23 protein-coding genes are annotated in these 23,526 nt (G+C 69.0%); 2 read left to right on the top strand and 21 right to left on the bottom strand.

Translation table 11 applies throughout. From position 1 onward, the window contains the following. Positions 1–75 precede the first annotated feature (75 nt). From E3T24_RS16815 to E3T24_RS16790, 6 genes are all read right to left on the bottom strand, one after another. Positions 76–897 (bottom strand): SseB family protein, encoded by an 822-nt coding sequence (locus tag E3T24_RS16815; RefSeq protein ID WP_134402408.1) that lies wholly within the window; start codon positions 895–897, stop codon positions 76–78. After that, positions 881–1,627, bottom strand: a complete 747-nt coding sequence (gene priA, locus E3T24_RS16810; RefSeq protein ID WP_134365997.1) for a bifunctional 1-(5-phosphoribosyl)-5-((5-phosphoribosylamino)methylideneamino)imidazole-4-carboxamide isomerase/phosphoribosylanthranilate isomerase PriA — start codon at positions 1,625–1,627, stop codon at positions 881–883. Before priA ends, E3T24_RS16815 begins: the two co-directional genes overlap by 17 nt. A 100-nt stretch (positions 1,628–1,727) precedes the next feature. Then, positions 1,728–2,360 (bottom strand): imidazole glycerol phosphate synthase subunit HisH, encoded by a 633-nt coding sequence (hisH, locus tag E3T24_RS16805; protein WP_134365996.1) that lies wholly within the window; start codon positions 2,358–2,360, stop codon positions 1,728–1,730. Further along, complete coding sequence (hisB, locus tag E3T24_RS16800) at positions 2,357–2,980, bottom strand: imidazoleglycerol-phosphate dehydratase HisB (protein ID WP_134365995.1); 624 nt, start codon at positions 2,978–2,980, stop codon at positions 2,357–2,359. Before hisB ends, hisH begins: the two co-directional genes overlap by 4 nt. Before the next feature lie 27 nt (positions 2,981–3,007). Then, a complete protein-coding gene (locus tag E3T24_RS16795) occupies positions 3,008–4,096 on the bottom strand; it encodes a histidinol-phosphate transaminase (RefSeq protein WP_134402407.1) in 1,089 nt (362 codons plus the stop codon). 13 nt (positions 4,097–4,109) lie between these two features. Continuing rightward, a complete protein-coding gene (locus tag E3T24_RS16790) occupies positions 4,110–4,535 on the bottom strand; it encodes a LysM peptidoglycan-binding domain-containing protein (RefSeq protein ID WP_134365993.1) in 426 nt (141 codons plus the stop codon). Positions 4,536–4,820: 285 nt separating this feature from the next. Between E3T24_RS16790 and lexA the strand changes: the two genes are divergently transcribed. Then, positions 4,821–5,525, top strand: a complete 705-nt coding sequence (gene lexA, locus E3T24_RS16785) for a transcriptional repressor LexA (protein WP_255572760.1) — start codon at positions 4,821–4,823, stop codon at positions 5,523–5,525. Here lexA and E3T24_RS16780 read toward each other — a convergent pair. Further along, the gene (locus E3T24_RS16780) at positions 5,522–6,475 is read right to left on the bottom strand and encodes a methylenetetrahydrofolate reductase (protein WP_134404587.1); all 954 of its coding nucleotides are present in this window, start codon (positions 6,473–6,475) and stop codon (positions 5,522–5,524) included. The two genes, lexA and E3T24_RS16780, sit on opposite strands and share 4 nt — an antisense overlap. A 208-nt stretch (positions 6,476–6,683) precedes the next feature. After that, entirely contained in the window at positions 6,684–8,222 is a 1,539-nt protein-coding gene (gene hflX / locus E3T24_RS16775; protein ID WP_134434885.1) for a GTPase HflX, read from the bottom strand. Between the two features lie 41 nt (positions 8,223–8,263). On the opposite strand from hflX, the gene E3T24_RS16770 reads away from it, so the two are divergent. Next, positions 8,264–8,887: a methyltransferase gene (locus E3T24_RS16770; RefSeq protein ID WP_134365989.1), complete on the top strand. Its 624-nt coding sequence runs from the start codon at positions 8,264–8,266 to the stop codon at positions 8,885–8,887. 30 nt (positions 8,888–8,917) lie between these two features. Here the strand turns inward: E3T24_RS16770 and dapF are convergent, their stop codons facing one another. The 13 genes from dapF to thyX form a co-directional block, all read right to left on the bottom strand. After that, positions 8,918–9,799 carry a diaminopimelate epimerase gene (gene dapF / locus E3T24_RS16765; RefSeq protein WP_134365988.1) on the bottom strand — a complete coding sequence of 294 codons (882 nt, stop codon included), beginning with the start codon at positions 9,797–9,799 and terminating at the stop codon, positions 8,918–8,920. 11 nt (positions 9,800–9,810) lie between these two features. After that, on the bottom strand, positions 9,811–10,758 hold the full coding sequence (gene miaA, locus E3T24_RS16760; protein ID WP_134366003.1) for a tRNA (adenosine(37)-N6)-dimethylallyltransferase MiaA: 948 nt from the start codon (positions 10,756–10,758) through the stop codon (positions 9,811–9,813). Positions 10,759–10,867: 109 nt separating this feature from the next. Continuing rightward, positions 10,868–12,505 carry a tRNA (N6-isopentenyl adenosine(37)-C2)-methylthiotransferase MiaB gene (gene miaB, locus E3T24_RS16755; RefSeq protein WP_241978728.1) on the bottom strand — a complete coding sequence of 546 codons (1,638 nt, stop codon included), beginning with the start codon at positions 12,503–12,505 and terminating at the stop codon, positions 10,868–10,870. 84 nt (positions 12,506–12,589) lie between these two features. Next, positions 12,590–13,405 (bottom strand): regulatory protein RecX, encoded by an 816-nt coding sequence (locus E3T24_RS16750; protein WP_134365987.1) that lies wholly within the window; start codon positions 13,403–13,405, stop codon positions 12,590–12,592. Positions 13,406–13,409: 4 nt separating this feature from the next. Beyond that, positions 13,410–14,543 (bottom strand): recombinase RecA, encoded by a 1,134-nt coding sequence (recA, locus tag E3T24_RS16745; protein WP_134365986.1) that lies wholly within the window; start codon positions 14,541–14,543, stop codon positions 13,410–13,412. A gap of 304 nt (positions 14,544–14,847) precedes the next feature. Further along, positions 14,848–15,069 (bottom strand): DUF3046 domain-containing protein, encoded by a 222-nt coding sequence (locus E3T24_RS16740; RefSeq protein WP_134365985.1) that lies wholly within the window; start codon positions 15,067–15,069, stop codon positions 14,848–14,850. A 63-nt stretch (positions 15,070–15,132) separates the two neighbouring features. After that, a complete protein-coding gene (locus tag E3T24_RS16735; RefSeq protein ID WP_134365984.1) occupies positions 15,133–15,438 on the bottom strand; it encodes a helix-turn-helix transcriptional regulator in 306 nt (101 codons plus the stop codon). 188 nt (positions 15,439–15,626) lie between these two features. Continuing rightward, positions 15,627–16,190, bottom strand: a complete 564-nt coding sequence (locus E3T24_RS16730; protein ID WP_134365983.1) for a CinA family protein — start codon at positions 16,188–16,190, stop codon at positions 15,627–15,629. After that, entirely contained in the window at positions 16,183–16,797 is a 615-nt protein-coding gene (gene pgsA / locus E3T24_RS16725; RefSeq protein WP_134365982.1) for a CDP-diacylglycerol--glycerol-3-phosphate 3-phosphatidyltransferase, read from the bottom strand. The genes E3T24_RS16730 and pgsA overlap by 8 nt, the downstream gene beginning before the upstream one ends. 3 nt (positions 16,798–16,800) lie before the next feature. After that, positions 16,801–19,692, bottom strand: coding sequence for a DNA translocase FtsK (locus E3T24_RS16720; protein ID WP_134365981.1), 2,892 nt, complete (start codon positions 19,690–19,692; stop codon positions 16,801–16,803). Positions 19,693–19,826: 134 nt separating this feature from the next. After that, positions 19,827–21,503 (bottom strand): ribonuclease J, encoded by a 1,677-nt coding sequence (locus E3T24_RS16715; RefSeq protein ID WP_134404593.1) that lies wholly within the window; start codon positions 21,501–21,503, stop codon positions 19,827–19,829. Positions 21,504–21,531: 28 nt separating this feature from the next. Beyond that, positions 21,532–22,509: a 4-hydroxy-tetrahydrodipicolinate synthase gene (gene dapA, locus E3T24_RS16710; RefSeq protein WP_134365979.1), complete on the bottom strand. Its 978-nt coding sequence runs from the start codon at positions 22,507–22,509 to the stop codon at positions 21,532–21,534. A gap of 181 nt (positions 22,510–22,690) precedes the next feature. After that, entirely contained in the window at positions 22,691–23,428 is a 738-nt protein-coding gene (gene thyX, locus E3T24_RS16705) for an FAD-dependent thymidylate synthase (protein ID WP_134365978.1), read from the bottom strand. Between the last annotated feature and the right edge of the window lie 98 nt (positions 23,429–23,526).

Raw genomic sequence — 23,526 nt, 5'->3', positions numbered from 1 at the left:
GGGCCGGCGGGCGAGCGAGCGGGCCGGCGGGCGAGCGGGCCGGCGAGCGGGCGGGCGGGCGAGCGAGCAGCCGAGCTACGCCGACGCGGCGAGCTGCACCTTGAGCGAATCCACCTGGGTTGCGATCACGTCACTGGCCGACCAGCGGGCGGCGAGCCGGGCGAGCGTGGCGTCGAGCTCGGCCTGAGTCAGCCCGTCGACCAGTTCGAGGCGCACGAGCAGCTCGGGTCCGGCCAGGCGACCGGTGGGGTCGCCCGCGGCCAGTTGCACGCCGAGCACGCTCAGCTCCGTGCCGACGGAGGCGGTGAAGGCATCCGCGACCTCGCGGCTGGCGTAGCTTGGCGTCCACGGCTTCGACTGGGCGATGGCCCACAGCGCCGGCCGGCGCACGACGAACTCGGTGTCCGCGGTGGGGTCGAGCACGACCAGGTCGGTGTTCTCCTGCGCCGCGGCCAGCGCGACCCGGATGCCGTCGGACGGCACGGGTCGGGCATCCGCGTTCCAGGCCGCCATCGCGGCGGTCGAGGAGAAGACGGGCAGCGCCGTGCGGCCGTCGGGCCCCGCCACGGTGATGATCGAAAGCTCCTGGGTCTTGTCGATGAGCAGCCCGGCCGAAGTCGTGGCCGAGTCGCCGAGCCGGGTCACCAGGGGCACGAGCAGCCGCGACTCACGGATGGCGTCGATCACCGCTTCCTCGCCGGCCTCCCGGACGCGAAAAAGTCGCAGTGCCGCCAGCAGTGGAGCCGGGGCAAGGCCGTCGTCCTCGGCATGCTCGTTGGTCTCGAATTCCCGGCCGGCCCAGGGCTGCCCGGCGGAGTCGCCAGGCCCCCCGGGTCCGCCCGCTCCGCCAGGTCCGCCGGGCAGGCCGGTCGAGCCGAGGTTACGCGCCCGCGACATCCAGCGCCTCGCCCAGGGTAAACGCCCCCGCGTACAGGGCCTTGCCCACGATCGCGCCTTCGAGGCCGAGGGGCACGAGCTCGCGCAGCGCGCGGAGGTCGTCCAGGCTGGAGATGCCGCCGGAGGCGACGACCGGCTTGTCGGTGCGCTCCATCACCTGGCGGAGCAGGTCGATGTTGGGGCCCTGCAGGGTGCCGTCCTTGGTCACGTCGGTGACGACGTAGCGGGAGCAGCCGGCCTCCTCCAAGCGGGCCAGGACCTGCCAGAGGTCGCCGCCCTCCTTGGTCCAGCCGCGGGCCGCGAGGGTGGTGCCGCGCACGTCGAGGCCGACGGCGACGGCGTCGCCGTGACGGGCGATGACCTGCGCCGCCCACTCCGGGTTCTCCAGCGCCGCGGTGCCGAGGTTGATCCGGCTCACGCCCGCGTTCAGGGCCGCGTCCAGCGACGCGTCGTCGCGGATGCCGCCGGAGAGCTCGATCTTGACCCCGGTGACCTCACGGATGACGTCGCGGATCACCGCGGTGTTGGTGCCGCGGCCGAAGGCGGCGTCCAGGTCGACCAGGTGGATCCACTCTGCGCCCTGGCGAGCCCAGTCCAGGGCCGCGTCGACGGGGTCGCCGTAGTTGGTCTCGGTGCCGGCCTCACCCTGGGTCAGGCGCACGGCTTTGCCGTCGGCCACATCGACGGCCGGCAGCAGAACGAGACGCGGAGCGGGGGTGTTCGGAGTCATGGTGGTCCTCAGTTCGGGGGAATCGGTGCGGATGGTCGCGGGTTGGGGCCGGTCACGGCGGGGCGCTGACCGGATGAGACGGGGCAGCAGCGCCGGCCGGCTAGTCGTGCAGGGAGCCGAGCCAGTTCGAGAGCAGACGGATGCCCGCCTCCCCGGATTTCTCCGGGTGGAACTGGGTGGCCACGAGCGGTCCGTTCTCGACCGCGGCCAGGAACGGGCCCCCGTGCTCGGCCCAGGTCAGGCGCGGCTTCGGGAAGGGAGGCATGACCTCCAGGGTCCACTCCTGCGCGGCGTAGGAGTGCACGAAGTAGAAGCGCTCACCCTCGAGCCCCCGGAACAGGACGGAGTCCGGGTCGGGCGTGACGGTGTTCCAGCCCATGTGCGGCAGCACCGGCGCGCGCAGCTGGGTGACGGTGCCGGGCCACTCGCCCAGACCCTCGGTGTCGACGCCGCGTTCGACGCCGTGCTCGAACAAGACCTGCATGCCCACGCAGATGCCCAGGACCGGCCGGCTGCCGGCGATCCTGCGGTCGATGATCTCGTCGCCCCTGACCTCCCTGAGGGCGTCCATGACCGCGCTGAACGCGCCGACGCCGGGAACGACCAGCCCGTCGGCTTCGAGCGCCTGCTTGCGGTCGCGGGTCAGGGTGACGTCGGCCCCGGCCAGTTCGAGCGCCTTCACGGCGGAGTGCACATTGCCCGTGCCGTAGTCGAAGACGACGACGCTGGTCACAGCGCACCCTTGGTCGACGGGATGCCGGAGACGAGCGGGTCGAGTGCCTTGGCCTGCCGGAAGGCGCGGGCGAAGGCCTTGAACTCGGCCTCGGCGATGTGGTGCGGGTCGCGGCCGCCCTGCACGGTCACGTGCACGGTCAGGCCGGCGTTGAAGGCGATCGCCTCGAACACGTGACGCACCATCGACCCGGTGAAGTGGCCGCCGATCAGGTGGTACTCGAAGCCGTCCGGCTCTCCCGTGTGCACAAGGTAGGGGCGGCCGGAGATGTCGACGACCGCCTGCACGAGGGCCTCGTCGAGGGGCACGAGGGCGTCGCCGTAGCGGGAGATGCCGGATTTGTCACCGAGGGCCTGCTTGATGGCCTGGCCCAGCAGGATACCGACGTCCTCCACCGTGTGGTGCACGTCGATGTCGATGTCGCCGCGGGCGCGCACGGTGAGGTCGGTCAGGGAGTGCTTGGCGAACGCGGTGAGCAGATGGTCGTAGAACGGCACGGATGTCTGGATGTCGGATTCACCGGTGCCGTCGAGGTTGAGCGACAGGTCGATGCTGGACTCGCTCGTCTCACGCTGCAGGTGGGCGAAGCGGGGCGAGGTGGACGCTGAAGAGAAGCTCATGCCGTTTAGTTTATTGGCCCGGGGTGTTCACTGCCGTCCGAGGCCCTCGAGGGCCTCGAGGAAGGCCGTGGTCTCGGCCTCGGTGCCCGCCGTGACGCGGAGGTGACCGCTGATCCCGATGTCGCGCACGAGGATGCCCAGGGCCAGGAGCGCCTCGAAGGTCGCCCGCGGGTCCTCCACGCCGCCGAAGAGAACGAAGTTGCTCGAGCTGCGGAGGGGGGTGTAGCCGAGGCGGGCGAGTTCGCTGACGAGCCGGTCCCGCTGGCCACGGATGTCGTCGACCATGGCGAGCATCTCCGGCGTGTGCGCCAGGGCGGCCACCGCGGCCGCCTGGGTGAGCGCAGACAGGTGGTACGGCAGGCGAACCAGGCGCAGGGCATCCGTCACAGCCGGGTCGGCCGCGAGGTAGCCGACGCGGGCCCCGGCGAAGGCGAAGGCCTTGCTCATGGTGCGGGACACGAGCAGACGCTCGCGCCCGGGCAGCAGGCTCATCGCGCTGGGCGAGCCATCCGGACCGAACTCGGCGTAGGCCTCGTCGACCACGACGATTCCGTCGGTCGCGTTGTAGACGGCCTCGATCGTCTCCAGGGAGAGGGGGGTGCCGGTGGGGTTGTTCGGGGAGCACAGGAAGACGAGGTCCGGTGCCACCCGGTCGACCCATTCGACGGCCGTGGCCGGGGACAGTTCGAAGTCAGCGTCGCGACCGCCGGCGATCCAGCGGGTTCCGGTGCCGGAGGCGAGCAGGGAATACATCGAGTAGGTCGGCGCGAAGCCCAGAACGGAGCGGCCGGGGCCGCCGAACGCCTGCAGCACCTGCTGCAGCACCTCGTTGGAGCCGTTGGCCGCCCAGATGTTGTTCCGGGTCAACCCGTGCCCGAGGTAGCGGGCCAGGGAGTCCCGCAGTTCGGTGAACTCGCGGTCCGGGTACCGGTTGACCGTGCGGATGGCCACGGCGAGGGCCGCGGCGATGTCGTCGGCCACCGCGGCGGGGATGCCGTGCGTGTTCTCGTTCACGTTCAAGGCCACCGGAACATGAAGCTGGGGCGCCCCGTAGGGAGTGAGTCCGCGCAGATTGTCACGGAGGGGCAGGTCGTTGAGACTGGTCACTCCCCCCATATTACTGAAAAGGTCAGTACTCGTTCGGCAGGGCGAGACGCTGACCGGGCTGCACGCTGTCGGACGGCAGCTGATTGAGGCTGACGATCTCCGCGATCACCTCACGCGGGTCCGAGGTCGGGGCGACGGTCTCGGCCAGCTCCCACAGGGACTGCCCGGACTGGACGGTCACGTACTCGAAGGCCGTGGCGACACGACCGCCCACGTTCGAATTCTCGGCGACGGCGATGCCCCCGTTGAGGGCGACGGCCAGTGCCGTGGCGACGAGCGGAACCGAAACCAGCATGGTCAGGACGATGCGTCCGCGCCGGGTGATGCGCAGGGTGCTGCGCCCGGTGGCGACGCGCAGCCCCTGGGCGGCGCTCGCGTCGGGTGCGGTGCTCAGATCGAGTGCGCCGCTCAGACCGAGGGCAGAACTCATGGTGAATGCAGTGCTCATGTCGAACCTCCTGTGTTAAGTCGCATCCGGCTCTCGGCCGGGAGAGCCGGATGCGAACCTATGTTCCGAATGTATATTCGATTATTCGAACAATCAAGCCCTTTTGAAGAAATTCCTCAAAAAAACTTGCGACACACTCGAATGAATGTTTGTCTATCCGCGCGGAGGTGGATACAGTTTCGAGTGTCTGGTTGCAACACAATCAGGCACCCCCGACATTCGCTCGCGGCCCGGTGATCACCGCCTACCGGGGCCGCGCGCAGCCCGAGACGAGGAGCGACAATCGTGGCCCAAGACCCCAGCGGCCCCCGCGAAAAAAGCGGGACGAGACGGCGCAAGAGCCTGAGCGAGAAACAGCTCGCGATCATGGACGTCATTCAGCGCTCGGTCAGCCAGCGCGGCTACCCGCCGAGCATGCGCGAGATCGGCGACGCCGTCGGCCTGTCCTCGCTCTCAAGCGTCACGCACCAGCTCAACCAGCTCGAGCTGAGCGGGTACCTCCGCCGGGACCCCAATCGCCCCCGCGCCCTCGAGGTGCTGATCGAGATTCCGCAGTCGCCCGAGGATGCCTCGTCAAGCAGCACGGAAAGCTTCCACTCGGGCGCCCAGGTGGGCGACGCCGCGATGGTCCCCCTCGTCGGGCGCATCGCCGCCGGCATCCCGATCACCGCGGAACAGCAGATCGACGAGATCTTCCCGCTCCCCCGCCAGCTGGTGGGCAAGGGCGAGCTGTTCATGCTCAAGGTCGCGGGCGAATCCATGATCGACGCGGCCATCATGGACGGCGACTGGGTCGTGGTGCGTCAGCAGAAGACGGCGGAGAACGGCGAGATCGTCGCCGCCATGCTCGACAACGAAGCCACCGTCAAGGTCTTCCGCCAGCGCGATGGTCACACCTGGCTGCTCCCGCGGAACTCCAATTTCGAACCTATCGTCGGCGACCACGCCGAGATCCTCGGCAAGGTCGTCGCCGTCCTGCGCTCCGTCTAACCGAGGACGGGTTTGATCAGACCGGCCCCGGCCAGAACGGCGAGAACGGTGTCGGCCTGGTTGAAGGCATACAGGTGGAGGCCGGGGGCGCCGCCCGCGATCAGCTCACGGGCGAGGTCGGTGGCGTGACGGGTGCCGATCTCCCGCTGTCCCTCCCGGGTCGGCTCCACTTCGAGCTGGATGGCCAGCTCGGAGGGCAGCTCCTCGCCGGAGAGCTCGAGGATGCGGCGCAGCCGGGCCGGACTGGTGACCGGCATGATCCCGGGCAGGATGGGGAATTCGACCCCGGCCGTCCGGGCCCGCTGGATGAAGCTCAGATAGTGGTCGGCGTGGAAGAACAGCTGGGTGATGGCGAGGTTCGCCCCGGCGGCCTGCTTGGCCAGCAGGGTGTCGATGTCCTGCGAGGTGGACCGTGACCGCGGGTGACCATTCGGGAACGCGGCGACGGCGATACGCACCTTCTCCCGTTCGGTCTTCACCGCCCGGGCGCCCGGGATGCCGGGGATGACCGTCTCCCGATAGGGCACCCGCTCCGCCTGCACCCGGTGGATCAGCTGCACCAGTTCCGCCGCGCTGCCCAGGTCGCCGAGGAACGCCTCGCCCTCGCCGGCGCCCTCGGGCGGGTCCCCGCGCAGGGCGAGGAAGCTGCGCACGCCGGCATCCAGGAATTCGCGGATCAGCCGGCTCGCCTCCAGGCTGGACGAGCCCACGCAGGTGAGGTGGGCCATCGGATCGACCGTCGTGGTCTTCAGGATGTGGGTGAGCACCTCGAGCGAGGAGCTGCGGGAGGACCCGTTCGCCCCATAGGTCACCGAGATGAAGTCCGGCCCGGCCGAGGCCATGGTGGCGATGGTCGCGTGCAGGGCGGTTGCGGCGGCATCCGATCTCGGTGGATACAGCTCGAAAGAGAACGGGATCCTCCCGCAGTCGGGCTCCGAAGTGGTGGACATGTGTTCCTCATTCGACAGAAGCCAGTGCCAGGCACTGGGCTGGCCGGGCGGCCGCGGACCGCCGGGCGCGCCTGGCGGGTGTTCGCGGGCGGGCGCCGGGCTCGGCTGTCGCTCCATGCCACCGAGGACAGACCTCGGCGGCAACGATTGGAGACACTCTAACAACGCCGCGCGGGACGTCGCCAGTCGGTGACGGATTGTGACGCGGTCAGTCGGTGACGGCGGGCAGCACGACGAAATCCGCGAACTGCGGCTGGATCTCGGCCGTCACGAGGGCCGTGACCCGGGTGCCCGTCTCGGCGTACTCGGTCGCGAGCACCTGCCCCTGGTCGTGCAGCAGGGCGATCAGGTCGCCGTGCTCGTAGGGGATGAGCAGGTCCAGCCGGATGCCGGGTCGAGGAAGCAGGTCGGAGATCTCGGCGAGCAGTTCCTCGATGCCCTCGCCGCTCCGCGCCGACACGAAGATGCCCTGGGGCCAGAGGCCGCGCAGCACGAGCCGGTCGTCGTCGCTGATCAGGTCGCTCTTGTTGAAGACCACCACTTCGGGGATCTCCCGTGCGCCGACCTCGCCGATCACCTCGCGCACCGTCGACAGCTGGCTCGACGGGTCCGGGTGTGAACCGTCGACGACGTGCACGATGACCTCGGCGTCGGCGACCTCTTCGAGAGTGGACCGGAACGCCTCCACCAGCTGGTGGGGCAGGTTGCGCACGAAACCGACGGTGTCGGTCAGGGTGTACAGGCGCCCGTCGGCCGTCGTGGACTTGCGCACGGTGGCGTCCAGGGTGGCGAAGAGGGAGTTTTCGACGAGCACGCCCGCCCGGGTGATGCGGTTGAGCAGGCTCGACTTGCCGGCGTTCGTGTAGCCGACGATGGCAACGGATGGCACGGCGTTGCGCTTGCGGTTGGCCCGCTTGGCTTCGCGGGCGGGTTTCATCTCGAGGATCTGCTTGCGCAGCCGGGACATCCGGGTGTGGATGCGGCGGCGGTCGAGTTCGATCTTGGTCTCACCGGGGCCGCGCGAGCCCATGCCGGCGCCCGCGCCGCCGACCTGTCCACCGGCCTGGCGGGACATGGAGTCGCCCCAGCCGCGCAGGCGCGGCAGGAGGTATTCGAGCTGGGCCAGTTCGACCTGTGCCTTGCCCTCACGGCTCTTCGCGTGCTGGCTGAAAATGTCGAGGATCACGGCGGTGCGGTCGATGACCTTGACCTTGACGACGTCCTCGAGCGCGCGGCGCTGGCTGGGCGCGAGCTCGGTGTCGGCGATGACTGTGTCGGCGCCCATCGCCTTGACGATGCCGGCCACCTCTTCGGCCTTGCCCTTGCCGAGGTAGGTGCTGGCGTCCGGCTTGGACCGGCGCTGCATCAGGCCGTCGAGCACGGTCGCGCCGGCGGTTTCGGCCAGCGCAGCGAGTTCCCGCATCGAGTTCTCGGCGTCGGCGACGGTGCCGTGGGTGTACAGCCCGATCAGCACCACGTTCTCCAGCCGCAGCTGGCGGTATTCGACCTCGGTGACGTCCTCGAGCTCGGTGGAGAGGCTGGGCACCCGGCGCAGGGCGTTGCGGTCTTCCCGGTCGAGCTGCGCGCCGTCGTGGCCCTCACCGTCGTGCGACTCGGCGGATTCGGCCTGCAGGGCCTGCGCGCTGCCGCTGCGGAACAGTGAGTATCCGGCGGCTTTGCTGTCGGCGCTGGCGAGGACGCGTGCGACCACGTCGTCGGTGTCGCCTGGCAAGTTTGACTCAGTCATTGCTTTAACATTAGTTCCTCGAAGCAGGATAAGTTCCCTTTATGCCTTCCGACCACTATTTCACCCCGGCACCCGACAGCACCCTCAAACTCCGTCAGGTGAGCGTACAACTGGGAGGCCAGGAACGCGAGCTGACCACCGCCAATTCCGTCTTCAGCCCCGACCACATCGACACCGGCACCCAGGTTCTGCTGAACAACGCGCCCACCCCGCCGCCCGGGGGCGACTTCCTCGACCTGGGCTGCGGCTGGGGCCCGATCAGCCTGCACCTGGCTCTCGCCTCGCCCCGCGCCACGATCTGGGCCGTCGACGTGAACGAACGCGCGCTCGACCTGGTGCGCCTGAACGCCGAGAAGCTGGGCCTCACCAACGTCACGGCGGTCCTGCCCGAGCAGGTTCCCGCCCACGTCAGTTTCCGCACCATCTGGTCCAACCCGCCGATCCGGGTCGGCAAGACCGAGCTGCACTCGATGCTGCGCACCTGGTTGCCGCGTTTGGAGCCGGACTCGGATGCCTGGCTGGTCGTGCAGCGCAACCTCGGCTCCGATTCCCTGCAGCGCTGGCTCGACGGCGACCTTCCTTCGGAATTCACCACGTCTCGCCGGGCCATCAGCAAGGGCTTCCGCGTGCTTCGGGTCCAGCGGCAGGCCGAGCAGCCCCGCTAGCGCGCCGCGCAGGTCAGTTCAGGCGGCGACTCAGTTCAGGCGGAAGACCCCGTCGAAGACGAGCTCCGCGGGGCCCGACAGGGAGACGTGCTCGCCGTCTTCGGTCGGGAACATGCGCACGCCCAGCACTCCCCCGGTGACCTCGATCTGCCACTGGTGGGGGGCCCCGGCGCCGGCCCAGTGCCGGGTGGCCAGGGCGGCGGCCGCGGCGCCCGTGCCGCAGGACAGCGTCTCGCCGCTGCCGCGCTCGTGCACGCGCATCCGGATGCGTCCGACCCCGTTCACGACGAGCGGGTCGCCGGGCAGCACGAATTCGACGTTCGCTCCGGCGGCCGGGGCGGGATCGAGCTGGGGCACGACGGTCAGGTCGGCGCCCAGCAGCTCGTCTTCGTCCGCGAGGGCGACGACGACGTGCGGGTTGCCCACGTTGATGCCCAGGCCGGGCCGGGCGACGGGAAGGTTCCTGGCTCGAACGAGCGGCTCTCCACCGTCGAGCCGCCACCGGCCGAGGTCAACCTGATAGCCGGCGGCGCCGCGCTGCACATCGCGCACGCCCCCGCGGGTGCCGATGCTGAGCGTCTCACCGCGTTCGAGAACGGCCAGACCCTGCTCGACCAGGAACCGGGTGTAGACCCGGATGCCGTTGCCGCACATCTCCGAGACCGTGCCGTCGGCGTTCCAGTAGTCCATGAACCATTCCGCCTGGTCGTCCTCGGCGAGGGCCGCCGCCCCGGCGGGCAGGCTGCGGGAGCGCACGGCACGGATGATGCCGTCGCCGCCGATCCCGAAACGGCGGTCGCAGACGGCCCGGATTTGGTCCGGGGTGAGCTCGATCTGCCCGTCGGGGTCGGCGAAGAGCACGAAGTCGTTCCCGGTGCCGTGGCCCTTGGTGAAGTTCAGATCAGTTCCCATGGGAACCAAGTTTACGACGGCGAGTCCGCGGCCCAGTGCTCGGCGGGCCGGGCCGGGTCGGCCAGGCGCGCGAGCGCGCGGTCCAGCCGATCGGGGGCCGACGCGTCGATCCAGTGCGTCTGCGGGGACCGCTTGAACCAGGACACCTGGCGACGGGCGTACCGGCGGGTGATCTGCTGGGTCGTCTCGATGGCCTCCGACCGGGTGAGGGTGCCGGTGAGCTGGCCGAGCGCCTGCGCGTAGCCGATGGCGCGGCTGGCGGTCACGCCGGTTTCGATCCCGGCCGGGATCAGGCCCTCGACCTCGTCGACGAGCCCGTCCGCCCACATCCGTTCGACCCGCGCGTCGAGCCGCGGGGTGAGTTCGGCCCGGGGTGCGCGCAGCCCGAGTGTGAGCGCGGGCATCCAGTACACGGGGGCGTCGGGCAGCGCCGCGGTGTGCGGGGCCCCGGTGATTTCGACTACCTCGAGCGCACGAACGAGGCGCCGCCCGTTGCTGGCGCCGATCCGGGCCGCGGCATCCGGGTCGACGGCCTTCAGCCGGGTGTAGAGGGCCCCGGGTCCCTGCGCGGTGAGTTCGGCCTCGAACCGGGCCCGCAGCTCGGAATCGGTTCCGGGGAATCGGAAGTCGTAGACCACGCTCGACACGTAGAGGCCCGATCCGCCGACCAGGATGGGCACCCGGCCGCGCCCCACGATGTCGGTGATCGCGGCGCGGGCTTCGGTCTGGTACCGGGCCACGGTGGCCTCGTCGGTCACCGCGAGAACGTCGAGCAGGTGGTGCGGGATGCCGCGACGGTCGGCCACCGGCAGTTTCGCGGTGCCGATGTCCATGCCGCGGTAGAGCTGCATGGCGTCGGCGTTCACGATCTCCGCGGGCCGCCCGGTCTCGGCCAGTCGCGCGGCGAGGTCGAGGGACAACTCGGACTTGCCCGTGCCGGTGGGGCCGACGATGACGATGAGCGTCGGGTCGACGGCGGGCGCCGTGCCCGTGCCGGCCGGGTCGGCGCCGGCTGCGTCGGTGACGGCTGGACCGGTGACGGTTCCGGGCTTCGGGCCCGGCACCCGCCTAGCGCTCCCCGTCGGTGACGTCGTAGATGGGCGTGGTGCTGGACCCGGTGGCCGCGGGCGAGCCCACCCGCAGGGTGGGCAGCCCGAGGGAGACCGCGCCGGCCCCGCCGGAGGCCCCGCCGTGGCTGGGCACGCCGCAGGCCTCGGCCTGAATGCGGTCCCAGGCGTCGCCGGCGATGGTGCGGCGGATGCGCAGCGGCGCGCCGTCGCTGGAGTCCGCGATCAGGTGGAACGGCGCGGCCTGGGTCACCGTCACGGTGACGAGGTCGCCCGGGCGCGGCAGTTCCGATCCGTCCGGCACGTCGAAGTGCACCAGGCGGCTGTCGGGGGCGCGCCCGCTCAGCCGGTGGGTGTCGGAGTCCTTGCGGCCTTCGCCGTTGGCCACGAGCAGCTCGACCTCACGGCCGATCTGGGCCTGGTTCTCTTCCCACGAGATGCGCTCCTGCAGGGCGGCCAGACGCTCGTACCGGTCCTGCACGACCTCCTTGGGAACCTGCTCGGCCATGGTCGCGGCCGGCGTGCCGGGGCGGATCGAGTACTGGAAGGTGAACGCGGTGGCGAACCGGGCCAGTTCCACGACCCGCAGGGTCTCCTGGAAGTCTTCCTCGGTCTCCCCGGGGAAGCCCACGATGATGTCCGTGCTGATGGCGGCGTGCGGCATTTGCGCACGCACCCGGTCGAGGATGCCGAGGAACCGCGCGGAGCGGTAGGACCGTCGCATGGCCTTCAGCACCCGGTCCGACCCGGACTGCAGGGGCATGTGCAGCTGCGGCATGACCGCCGGCGTCTCGGCCATGGCGTCGATCACGTCGTCGGTGAAGGCGGCCGGGTGGGGGCTGGTGAAACGGATGCGTTCCAGCCCCTCGATCTTGCCGGCCGCGCGCAGTAGTTTGCCGAACGCGAGGCGATCGCCGAATTCAACCCCGTAGGAGTTGACGTTCTGGCCGAGCAGGGTCACCTCGATCGCGCCGTCGTCGACGAGGGCCTGGATCTCGGCGAGGATCTCGCCCGGCCGGCGGTCCTTCTCCTTGCCGCGCAGGGCGGGGACGATGCAGAACGTGCAGGTGTTGTTGCAGCCGACCGAGATCGACACCCAGCCGCTGTAGCTCGAGTCGCGCTTGGTGGGCAGGGTGGACGGGAACGTCTCCAGTGCGTCGAGGATCTCGAGCTGAGCCTCGCCGTTGTGTCGGGCGCGCTCGAGCATGCTCGGCAGCGACCCCATGTTGTGGGTGCCGAAGACCACATCGACCCAGGGCGCCTTCTTGAGGATGACGTCCTTGTCCTTCTGGGCCAGGCATCCGCCGACCGCGATCTGCATGCCCTCGTGGCGGCGCTTGACGGAGGCCAGGTGACCGAGGTTGCCGTAGAGCTTGTTGTCGGCGTTCTCCCGCACGGCGCAGGTGTTGAGTACCACGATGTCGGCTTCGTCGCCGTTCGCGGGCACGTAGCCGGCCGCCTCGAGCGAACCGCTCAGCCGCTCGGAGTCATGCACGTTCATCTGGCAGCCGAAGGTGCGCACCTCGTAGGTGCGGGCGCGGCCCTCCGCGTCGTGGGCCGCCACGGACGGCAGGATCAGGGTCGGCGTGCTCAGCGTCTCGGCGCTGGAGAATTGGGGCATAGCGGTGCTGCTGGTCATAGTGGATATAGCTTACGCGCGGGACCTGAGGATGCCGAGCCGGGGCCAGAGCCCCGGCTCACGCCCGCCGGAAATGCCTGCGACCTAGCGGAACCTGACGCTCGACGAGCCCGACGAACCACCGCGGGAATCCAGCGCCGCCTTCACGGCGACCCGCACGATGGAGGACGGGTAGCCCTTGCGCATCAGGAACGCATTCAGCCGGCGGTCGATGGTCTGGTCGTCGAGCCGGCCGAGTTGCCCCACCCGTTTGACGGCCACCTCGATGGCCCGTTCGGTCTCGTCGTCGGGCATTTCCTCGAGCTTGGCCAGGATCAGGTCGTGGTCGAGGCCGCGTCGGCGCATCTCGGCCTGCACACCGGTGCGCCCCAGTCCCTTGCGCTCGTGGTGGCTGTGCAGGATCTGGTCGGACAACCGGCTTTCGTCGATGTACGCCAGCTCGATGAAGCGCTCGATGATCTCCTCGGCGTCCGCGTCCTCGACGTCCGTCGAGGACAGCACCGTGCGGGCCTCCGCGATGGACAGCGAACGCCCGCGCAGGCGCTGCAGCAGCACCTGTTCGGCGTGCGCCCGTTCCGCGGCCGCGTCGAACACCGGCGCGGCTGCCTCGTCATCGTCTCCATCCTCCGGCCCGGCGCCGTCCCCGACGCCGGCCCCAGCACCGACCGAGGCGCCGAGCGGGGCATCGTCCCCGGCGTCAGCGCCGTCACCGGCCTCTGCGAACCGGTTTCCGGCCTGACCGCGCAGGTAGCTGACCGGAGCGAGCGCATCGTCGTCCGCGTCCGAGTCGCGGCCGACGGCCGGAGCGGGGACGGAAGGCTGCGGGGCAGTGCGTGCCGCGCTCTTGCGCCGTGCGGCGCTGAGCGAGATCACCTCGTCGGCGGGTTCGAAGTGAACCACGGCGCTACGCTCCCTTGCGTGCGGCGAGCTTCGTCTGGATCGACTCGGCCTTGGCGGCGGCGGCTACCTTGGCGGTCTCCGCGGCTGCGGCGGCAGCGATTGCCGCCGCGTCCTTCTCGGCCTTCTTGGCTGCGGCACCTTCCGGACCGACGCCGAGCTTGAAGAGGATCTTCTTCTCGATCTCGTTGGCCATGTCCGGGTTGCGCAGCAGGAAGTTGCGCGAGTTCTCCTTGCCCTGGCCGAGCTGGTCGCCGTCGTACGTGTACCAGGCGCCGGACTTCTTGACGATGCCCTGGTCGACACCGAAGTCGATCAGGCTGCCCTCGCGGGAGATTCCGATGCCGTAGATGATGTCGAATTCGGCCTGCTTGAAAGGCGGCGCCATCTTGTTCTTGACGACCTTGACCCTGGTGCGGTTACCGACGGCCTCTGTGCCGTCTTTCAGGGTCTCGATCCGGCGGATGTCGAGGCGCACCGACGCATAGAACTTCAGCGCCTTACCGCCCGAGGTGGTCTCGGGACTGCCGAAGAAGACACCGATCTTCTCGCGCAGCTGGTTGATGAAGATCATGGTGGTGTTGGTCTGGCTCAGCCCGCCGGTGAGCTTGCGCAGCGCCTGCGACATCAGCCGGGCCTGCAGGCCGACGTGCGAGTCACCCATCTCACCCTCGATCTCGGCGCGGGGCACGAGCGCGGCCACGGAGTCGATGACGATCAGGTCGATGGACCCGCTTCGCACCAGCATGTCGGCGATCTCCAGCGCCTGCTCACCGGTGTCGGGCTGCGAGACGAGGAGGGCGTCGATGTCCACGCCGAGCTTCTTGGCGTATTCGGGGTCGAGGGCGTGCTCCGCGTCGATGAACGCGGCGATGCCGCCGTTCTTCTGCGCGTTGGCGATGGCGTGCAGGGTCAGGGTGGTCTTACCCGAGGACTCCGGGCCGTAGATCTCCACGATGCGGCCGCGGGGCAGGCCGCCTATGCCGAGGGCCACGTCCAGCGCGATCGACCCCGTGGAGATGGTGTCGACGGGTGCGCGCTCGTCGCTGCCCAAACGCATGACCGAACCCTTGCCGAACTGGCGGTCGATTGCCGCGAGGGCGATGTCGAGTGCCTTTTCGCGATCTGCTGCTGATGCCATAATGGTCTCCTTCGGTCGTGCGTTGTGGCGCCTATAGGCTGTCGAACCCGACCACCGGGAAGACCCCGGTGCCCACTCTCAACAAGGCAAGTGCTGTCTGCCGCTGACGAAACCCGACTGTACGTGGCGCCTCCGACACCGGGTCGGGTGCTGCCGCGTAAGTGGATGGTTCGCTTGCGTCGTCTGCTGTTGAGGAGCCTACCAAGATGCGAACACGTATTCGAGAATTGGCACAGTTTTCATGGCGTGTCGTCGAAACACGCCACGCGAAGGCCCGGGCCGAACGGAGTCCCGGGCCGAAGGGTCAGAGGCGAGCGGCCGGAAGGCCGGCGCCGTGGCGGCGGCTCTGCGGGACATCCGTCTCGTCGCAGAGAGCCAGCCACACGTCGCGCGCAGAAGCACCGCCGGCCAGGGCCTGGTCGGCGGTGCATCCGAACGGGGTGAGGATCAGGTCGCGGGTGAGGACTCGCGAATAGGCGTCACCGAATTCATCCTTCAACGCTTGGCGGAATTCACTGAGACGCATGGTCGCTCAACCGAACTTGGGAACTGAAGCGAACATGGGAATGGGCTGGAATGACAGTGTGAACTAGCGCACCATCATGCCGTCGTAGGTGGCCACGAGTTCGTCCGGAACGGTGTCGGGGAACCTGTCGATTCCCTCGATGACCGCCAGTCGCTCGCCGACCTCCCGCATGATGACCGAGATCGGGGTCTCCAACGCATCTGCAACGGAGGCCAGAATCTCGGAAGACGCTTCCTTCTGTCCACGCTCGACCTCGCTCAGATAGCCGAGAGCCACGCTGGCCTTGCTCGCAACCTGGCGGAGTGTGCGCCCCTTCTGCAGGCGGAAGTCCCTGAGCACATCGCCGATTTCCTGTCTAACAAGAATCATCGGAACCTCCTTCTCGTACTGATTACTGGTGCTGATCAAGTACTGATTGATATTACTGGCGCCCACTCGACCGGTTGGTTTCGTGTATTGGATCGCAAGAGTACTACAACCTTGAATACCCCGACACTACCGATGACGACTGGACTTTTCTTGTGAATCTGCTCGGTGTAACCGGCGGATCCGGGGAACTATTCCACTGTTTCCCGGGCTAACAGCTGGCGCACAGCTTCCACCGCACGGGCGACGGTTCCGGCGCGGATCCCGGCGCGATCGCCGTCGAGCCGCAGCTCGACGGCCCACGATTCGGAGCCCCGGGAGAGGCCGAGGAACACTGTGCCGGGGGCGTGTCCGCTCTGGGCGTCGGGGCTGGCGACCCCGGTGGTGGCGACGCCGATGTCCGCGTCCCGGCCCCCGACCGCGAGCCGTGTGCGCGCGCCGGCCGCCATCTGGCGGGCCACGTCCGGGTGCACGGGTCCGTGCTCGGCCAGCAGGGCTCTGTCCACGCCGAGCAGGCTGTGCTTGAGCTCGGTCTGGTACGCCACCACGGCCCCGTTCACGACGACGGATGCGCCGGGGATGCGGATCAGTTCGGCCGCCAGTGCGCCGCCGGTCAGGGACTCGGCCACGGCCAGGGTCAGGTGCAGCCTGGTGAGGTCGGCGATCAGCAGCGCCGTGGCATCCGTCGCCGCCGACGGTTGAGACAGCAGCGGCTCAGGCAGCGGCGGCGCAGACAGCGACGGCTCGTCAGGCATGCGACCGTGAACTGCGGTTCTCCCGACGCGCGGCGACGAGGTAGTCGATGCCGGTGACGACCGTGAGGATCAGGGCCAGGGCCATCGCGGTCCAGTTGACCCAGTAGATCCAGTCGCCCAGCACCAGCCACAACGGCACGAGGGCCAGGGAGATGGCCACGGACTGCATGACGGTCTTGAGTTTGCCGCCCCGCGACGCCGGGATCACCCGGTCTTTCAGCATCACGAACCGGAACACCGTGATGCCGATTTCACGAACGAGGATGACGATGGTCACCCACCACCACAGCTCGCCCAGGATGGACAGGCACACCAGCGCCCCGCCGGTGAGCACCTTGTCGGCGATGGGGTCGAGGATCTTGCCCAGGTCGGTGACCAGGTTGTGCCGGCGGGCGATGGCCCCGTCGATCCCGTCGGTCGCGATCGCGACGATGAAGAGCAGAGCGGCCCACCAGCGGAGCGCGCCGTCCTGCCCGGCGTCGGCGAGGAGCATCCAGATGAACAGCGGGGCGAGCAGGATCCGCACGACCGTGATCAGGTTGGGCAGGTTCCAGTTACTGGGCCGGGCGGCGGGCGTTGATTTTCCGGGCGTTGATGCGGTGGCCATGGGTCACTCCCTGTCGGTCAGTTGCCAGGCGTCTTCATCGGGGGATGCCTCTTCTTCAGGGTATCCCTCCGACATCTTCGCGACCGGGTCGCCGGCGTAGCGGGGGTCGGGCCTCACATCGGCCTGGTGGGAGGCGGACGCCTGGGCATTCGCGGAGGCGGCGTGGTGTTCGGCGTCGGAGCCGCGCAGCAGCGCGAGCACGCCGGGCAGTTGCTCGACGCTGACGAGCACGTCGCGAGCCTTTGATCCCTCGGAGGGGCCGACGATCTCGCGGGACTCGAGCAGGTCCATCAGGCGTCCCGCCTTGGCGAAGCCGACCCGGAGCTTGCGCTGCAGCATCGAGGTGGATCCGAACTGGGTCGACACCACCAGTTCCGCCGCGGCGAGAAGCACCTCGAGGTCGTCGCCGATGTCGGAGTCGATTTCCTTGCGCGGGGCGACCATGGAGACATCCGGCCGGTAGTCGGGCCGGGCCTGCAGGGTGACGTGCTTGACGACGCGTTCGATCTCGGCCTCGTTGACCCAGGCGCCCTGCACCCGGATTGCCTTGGAGGCCCCCATCGGCAGGAACAGGGCGTCGCCCTGCCCGATCAGCTTGTCCGCCCCCGGCTGGTCGAGGATGACCCGGGAGTCGGTGACGCTGGTCACGGCGAACGCCAGGCGGGAAGGCACATTGGCCTTGATCAGGCCGGTGACGACGTCGACGCTCGGGCGCTGGGTGGCGAGGACCAGATGGATGCCGGAGGCGCGCGCCAGCTGCGTGATGCGCACGATCGAGTCCTCGACGTCACGCGGGGCGACCATCATCAGGTCGGCGAGCTCGTCGACGACGACCAGGAGGTAGGGGTAGGGCTTGAGGGTGCGCATGCTGCCGGCCGGAAGCACGAGTTCGTTGTTGACGACGGCCTTGTTGAAGTCGTCGATGTGGCGGAAGCCGAAGCTGGCCAGGTCGTCGTACCGCATGTCCATCTCCTTCACCACCCACTGCAGCGCCTCGGCGGCCTTTTTCGGGCTGGTGATGATGGGGGTGATCAGGTGCGGCACGCCGGCGTAGGCGGCCAGTTCGACCCGCTTCGGGTCGATCAGCACCATGCGCACCTCGCTCGGCTTGGCGCGCATCAGCAGGCTCGTGATCATGGAGTTCACGAAGCTGGACTTGCCCGACCCGGTCGAGCCGGCCACGAGGAGGTGGGGCATCTTGGCCAGGTTGGCCACGACGAAGCCGCCGCCGACGTCTTTGCCGACGCCGATGGTCATCGGGTGGGTGCTGTTGGTGGCCGTGGCGGAGCGGAGCACGTCGCCGAGGGTGACGATCTCGCGGTCCGTGTTCGGGATCTCGATGCCGATGGCGCTCTTGCCGGGGATGGGCGAGAGGATCCGCACCTCGTTGGAGGCGACGGCGTAGGACAGGTTCTTGCTCAGCGCGGTGACCCGCTCCACCTTGACGCCCGGGCCGAGTTCGATCTCGTACTGGGTCACAGTCGGGCCGCGGGAGAACCCGGTGACCTTCGCATCCACCTGGAATTGGCGCAGCACCTCGGTGATGGACTTGACGATCTCGTCGTTGGCGGCCGAGCGCGCCTTCGCCGGCGGGCCCTGGATCAGCGTGGTGTCCGACGGCAGCACGTAGGGGGCCTTGGGTTCGTCGGCGCCCGGGCCCGGGACCTGGGCGGGGCCGCTCGCCGCCGCCGCGAGGTCGAGCTCGTCGAAGCCGGGCAGCACCTCGGTCAGCCCGGTCTGCTCGTCGGGCTGGAGGCCGGTGGCCGAGCCGCGCGCGAGGTCGATCTCGCCGGTGAAGCGTTTGAGGGCGTCCTCGGCCCGGAGCAGGTCTTGGAGCACCTCGGTGCCGTAGTGCTCCTGGTTGAGGCTGGGGACCACGTGGGCGGGGACTTCGTGGGCGGGGACCTCGGGGACCTTCTCCAGCGCGGTGTCGAAACTGCCTCGCTTGTCGCCGCCGAGCAGGGTGCTGAGCGGGTCCGCGGCGGCCTGGCCGGCTGCGTGCTCCGTGCTGATCGCGCTGCCGAAGTCGGGGTCTTCCTCGCGGTTGCTGGTGTTGCGGCGCCACCACGGCAGGGTGCTGACGTCGTCGTCGACCCCGTCGAGCTCGACCTGCACGGACTTCTCCGCTTTGGCCTCCCGGCTGGCTTCGCGGGCGGCCGCCCGCTCGTCGGCGTCGGGGAGCTGCGCCCCGAACAGCCACGCGTACAGTTCGCGGCTGCGCTCCCCCACCCGGTTCGGCGGGGTCTTGGTGATGATGAAAAGGCTGAGGGTGAGCAGCAGGATGACGACGATGGTGCCGCCGATGGCGGTGGTCAGGTAGATCAGGGGCGCCGCGACCATCCAGCCGATGACGCCGCCGGACAGGGCGAGGGTTTCCATGCCGTCACTGGGAGCCGGCTGGCCGCCGAAGATGTGGCACAGCCCGGACACCGATACGAGCAGGAGCGAGAGGCCGATGCCGATGCGCCCGTTGTCGTGCACCGAGCTGGGTTTGCGGAAGAGCCAGACCGCGAAGAGCAGCATGATGACCGGCAGGGCGAACGCGACCCGCCCGAACAGCCCGCCGAAGGACCAGGCGTCGAGGGTCTGCGCGACGGGCTCGTTGATCAGGAACCACTCGATCACCGCGCCGGCGATGGCCAGGAGGACCAGGAAGAAGGGCAGCCCGTCGCGGCGTTCCTCCTTGGAGAGCTGCTCGGGACCGAGGGCGCGGGCGGCGCCGCCGGTGACGTGGGCGAGCGCCATCCAGGACCGCACGAAAGCACTCGGCCTGGTGTCCACCGCGGTGAACTTGACCGTTTTCTGGGTCGCGGTCCTGCTGACGGGCTTGCGCGCCGGGGTGCCGCGCGCGGGGGTGCTCCGGGCGCGGCCGTTCGACTTAGTGCTCGTAGCCATACCGTCAACGGTACTTCCCACCCCTGACATTGGGGGTTAGGCGACGGCGGGTGTCTGGGAGAGACGCCCCTTCACCCTGACCCGGATGCCGCGGCCCACCGGGGCGGGCGGCGGCATCCGTGTCGTGAACGGGGTCAGGCCTCGATCACCAGCGGAACGATCATCGGCCGGCGGCGGAAGGCGGTGTTCACCCAGCGGCCGACCGTGCGGCGCACGATCTGCTGCAGGGCGAACGGGTCGCGCACCCCGTTCTCGGCGGCCTCGGCCAGGGCGGCCACGATCCTGGGCCGCACCGCGTCGAACACGGAGTCGTCTTCGGCGAAGCCCTTGGCGTGGATCTCCGGGCCGACGATGACCTTGCCGGTCTGGGCGTCCACCACGATGATGATCGAGATGAAGCCCTCCTCGGCGAGGGTGCGCCGGTCCTTGAGGTCGGCCTCGGTGATCTCGCCCACGGTGGACCCGTCGACGTAGACGTAGCCGATGTCGAGCTGCCCGACCTTGCGGGCCACGCCGTCCCGCAGGTCGATCACCGTGCCGTCCTCGGCCAGCAGCACGTTCGCCTCGGGGACCCCGGTCTCCACGGCGAGCTTCGCGTTGGCGACCAGGTGCCGGTATTCGCCGTGCACGGGGAGCACGTTTTTGGGCTTGAGGATGTTGTAGCAGTAGGTCAGTTCGCCCGCGGCGGCGTGCCCGGAGACGTGCACCTTGGCGTTGCCCTTGTGCACGACCGCGGCGCCGAGCTTGGTCAGGCCGTCGATGATGCGGTAGACCGCGTTCTCGTTGCCCGGGATCAGGCTGGACGCCAGGATGACGGTGTCGCCGTGGCCGACCTCGACCTGGTGGTCCTGGTTGACCATCCGGCTGAGCACGGCCATCGGTTCGCCCTGCGAGCCGGTGGACATGTAGACGATCTTGTCGTCCGGGATGTTGCCGGCCTTCTTGAAGTCGACCAGCACGCCGTCCGGCACGGTGAGGTAGCCGAGGTCCGCGGCGATGGTCATGTTGCGCACCATGGACCGGCCGAGGAGCGCGACCCGGCGGCCGTTCGCGTGGGCGGCGTCGAGCACCTGCTGCACCCGGTGCACGTGGCTGGAGAAGCTGGCCACGATCACCCGGCGGGGAGCCCTTGCGATGACGTCGTCCAGCACGGGACCGATGGAGCGTTCCGTGGGGGTGAAGCCCGGGACATCCGCGTTGGTGGAATCGACCAGGAACAGGTCGACGCCCTCGGTGCCGAGCCGCGCGAATTCGCGCAGGTCGGTCAGGCGGCCATCGAGCGGCAGCTGGTCCATCTTGAAGTCGCCGGTGTGCAGCACCGTGCCGCCGGCGGTCTTGATGGCCACGGCCAGGGCGTCGGGGATGGAGTGGTTGACGGCGACGAATTCGAGGTTGAACGGGCCGAGCCGCTCCTTCTGTCCCTCCTTGACCTGCAACGTGTACGGCGTAATCTTGTGTTCCTTGAGCTTGGCCTCGATAAACGCGAGGGTCAGCCCGGAGCCGATTAGCGGGATGTCCTGCCGCAGCCGGAGCAGGTAGGGCACGGCCCCGATGTGGTCCTCGTGGCCGTGCGTGAGCACCACGCCGAGGATGTCGTCGAGACGGTCACGGATGGGGCCGAAGTCGGGCAGGATCAGGTCGACCCCGGGCTGGTGTTCTTCGGGGAACAGCACGCCGCAGTCCACGATCAGGATCTTGCCGTCGATCTCGAAGGAGGTCATGTTGCGACCGATCTCGCCGAGGCCGCCGATCGGGATGATGCGCAGGGTGCCCGGTTCGAGCGCGGCCGGGTCGTACACGTCGATGGGCATGGGCCCTCCTAGGGAGTCGGTGTGGCGTTCAGCGTGTGGTTCCCGCGACCTTCGGCAGTGCGCCGCCGGCTGCGGCGTTGCGGTCGGGACGGAAGTTCGAGAAGTCGACTCCGGGGATGTTCTTGACCAGGTCGATTTCGTCTTCGATCTGGGCAGCTTCCCACTCCTCGGGGCCGACCAGGGGCAGGCGCACGCGGGGGCTCTTGATCCGGCCGAGGCCGTGCAGGATGTACTTGACGGCGACCGTGCCGGGCACGTGGGTCATGCAGGCCCGCACCAGCGGTTCCAGCTGCTGGTGCGCGGCTGTCGCGGCCTTGAGGTCGCCCGCGTTGACGGCGTCCACCATCTGCCGGTAGGGCGTCGCCGCGATATTGGCGGTGACGCCGATCAGGCCGGTCGCGCCGATCGAAAGGTGCGGCAGCACGTTGGGGTCGTCGCCGGAGAAATACATCAGGTCGGTCTGGTTCAGCACCCGGCTGACCTGGGCCAGGTCGCCCTTGGCATCCTTGACGGCCAGGATGTTCGGGTGCTTCGCGGCCCGCAGGATCGTCTGGTATTCGATCGGGATGCCGGTGCGGCCGGGGATGTCGTAGAGGATCACCGGGAGGTCCGTGGCATCCGCGATCATGCGGAAGTGGGTGAGCACACCCGCCTGGGTGGGCTTGTTGTAATAGGGCGTGACGATCATGTTGCCGTCGGCGCCGGCTTTCTCGCTCTGCTTGGCGAGCTGCATGGCGTGGGCGGTCTCGTTGGACCCGCCGCCGGTGATGATCTTGGCGCGCCCGCCCGAGACGTCCTTGCCGACCTCGACCAGACGGATCTTCTCCGCGTCGGTCAGGGTGGACGTCTCGCCGGTGGTGCCGGTGACGACGATGCCGTCGGCGCCGGCGTTGATGACGTCGTCGATGTGCTTCGCCACCCCCGGCCAGTCGACCTCGCCATCGGCGGTGAACGGAGTCACCAGGGCGACGAGGACCTGGCCAAAGGGATTCTGAGACATAGACACGAGAGACAGGTTACCGGTCAGCGTCGCAGCGCACGCAGCCCCAGCCGGTGCGAATTCGACGGAGATTTTGGCCGAATCGCGCCGTTACGGCGCCAAAACGGCTTTTTGCGGCAATATCTCCGTCGAATTCGTCAGGGGCGGGGACCGGGGCTGGGCTGAGGTTACGGGGCTACGCGGGGCGTTACGGGGCGACGCGGCCGTTCTTGTTGAAGGCGGCGTAGGTGAGCGGCATGAGTGCCGCGAAGTGGTCTTCCATCTTCTCGGCGCACATCTCGATCTCGCGCTGCGGGAACGACGGGAAATGAGTTCCCTCGCGCTTGGTGCGCAGGCTGAGGAAGTTCATCAGCGACCGGGCGTTCATGGTCACGTACATCGAGGAGAAGATGTTCAGCGGCAGCACGATGCGGGCGACTTCGCGGGCGACGCCGGCCTCGAGCATCCGTTGGTACGACGCGTAGGCGTGCGCGGACGCCTCGCGGGTCAGCTGGTCGACCAGCGCGGACTGCTCGGCGGTGCCGGGCAGGAAGTCGTAGGCGCCGGGCTTGCCGACCTGCACCAGGTTGCGCGTGGCGGCGGGCAGGTAGAAGACCGGGTTCAGCTCGCGGTAGCGGCCCGATTCCTCGTTGTAGGAGGCGATGCGGTGCCGCATGAACTCGCGGAAGACGAAAATGGGCGCCTGCACGTAGAAGGTCATCGAGTTGTGCTCGAACGGCGAGCCGTGACGGTCGCGCATCAGGTAGTTGATCAGACCGCTGTCGCCCTTGCTCGAGGCCTCGGCGTCGGACTCCTCCAGCCGGGCCTTCGCGAGGGTCTGCTCCCCCTGCGTCGACACCCGTGCGGCGAACAGCACATCGGAGTCGTGGGCGCTGGCACGAACCAGCTCAACGGTCACATCGGAGCGAAACTCAATCTCAGGCACGGCTCACACGATACCCGGTCGCCGGCCGACGGATGCGCTGGCTCGCCGGATGCGTCGCCTCACCCGCGCTTCGCGCGCGCCTCGACCTCGCCTGTCCC

Origin of the sequence: Cryobacterium sp. TmT2-59 (genome assembly GCF_004403545.1) — a bacterium.
Lineage (GTDB): Bacteria > Actinomycetota > Actinomycetes > Actinomycetales > Microbacteriaceae > Cryobacterium > Cryobacterium shii.
The sequence above is the reverse complement of the archived record's forward strand: the minus strand, read 5'-3'. Positions and strand labels throughout refer to the sequence as shown.

Excerpts from the sequence above, each read along its gene's own strand:
- E3T24_RS16815 (WP_134402408.1), bottom strand. The coding sequence starts at position 897 with ATGTCGCGGGCGCGTAACCTCGGCTCGACCGGCCTGCCCGGCGGACCT.
- priA (WP_134365997.1), bottom strand. The coding sequence starts at position 1,627 with ATGACTCCGAACACCCCCGCTCCGCGTCTCGTTCTGCTGCCGGCCGTC.
- hisB (WP_134365995.1), bottom strand. The coding sequence starts at position 2,980 with ATGAGCTTCTCTTCAGCGTCCACCTCGCCCCGCTTCGCCCACCTGCAG.
- E3T24_RS16795 (WP_134402407.1), bottom strand. The coding sequence starts at position 4,096 with ATGGGGGGAGTGACCAGTCTCAACGACCTGCCCCTCCGTGACAATCTG.
- E3T24_RS16790 (WP_134365993.1), bottom strand. The coding sequence starts at position 4,535 with ATGAGCACTGCATTCACCATGAGTTCTGCCCTCGGTCTGAGCGGCGCA.
- E3T24_RS16780 (WP_134404587.1), bottom strand. The coding sequence starts at position 6,475 with ATGTCCACCACTTCGGAGCCCGACTGCGGGAGGATCCCGTTCTCTTTC.
- hflX (WP_134434885.1), bottom strand. The coding sequence starts at position 8,222 with ATGACTGAGTCAAACTTGCCAGGCGACACCGACGACGTGGTCGCACGC.
- E3T24_RS16770 (WP_134365989.1), top strand. The coding sequence starts at position 8,264 with ATGCCTTCCGACCACTATTTCACCCCGGCACCCGACAGCACCCTCAAA.
- dapF (WP_134365988.1), bottom strand. The coding sequence starts at position 9,799 with ATGGGAACTGATCTGAACTTCACCAAGGGCCACGGCACCGGGAACGAC.
- miaB (WP_241978728.1), bottom strand. The coding sequence starts at position 12,505 with ATGACCAGCAGCACCGCTATGCCCCAATTCTCCAGCGCCGAGACGCTG.
- recA (WP_134365986.1), bottom strand. The coding sequence starts at position 14,543 with ATGGCATCAGCAGCAGATCGCGAAAAGGCACTCGACATCGCCCTCGCG.
- E3T24_RS16740 (WP_134365985.1), bottom strand. The coding sequence starts at position 15,069 with ATGCGTCTCAGTGAATTCCGCCAAGCGTTGAAGGATGAATTCGGTGAC.
- E3T24_RS16735 (WP_134365984.1), bottom strand. The coding sequence starts at position 15,438 with ATGATTCTTGTTAGACAGGAAATCGGCGATGTGCTCAGGGACTTCCGC.
- E3T24_RS16730 (WP_134365983.1), bottom strand. The coding sequence starts at position 16,190 with ATGCCTGACGAGCCGTCGCTGTCTGCGCCGCCGCTGCCTGAGCCGCTG.
- pgsA (WP_134365982.1), bottom strand. The coding sequence starts at position 16,797 with ATGGCCACCGCATCAACGCCCGGAAAATCAACGCCCGCCGCCCGGCCC.
- E3T24_RS16720 (WP_134365981.1), bottom strand. The coding sequence starts at position 19,692 with ATGGCTACGAGCACTAAGTCGAACGGCCGCGCCCGGAGCACCCCCGCG.
- E3T24_RS16715 (WP_134404593.1), bottom strand. The coding sequence starts at position 21,503 with ATGCCCATCGACGTGTACGACCCGGCCGCGCTCGAACCGGGCACCCTG.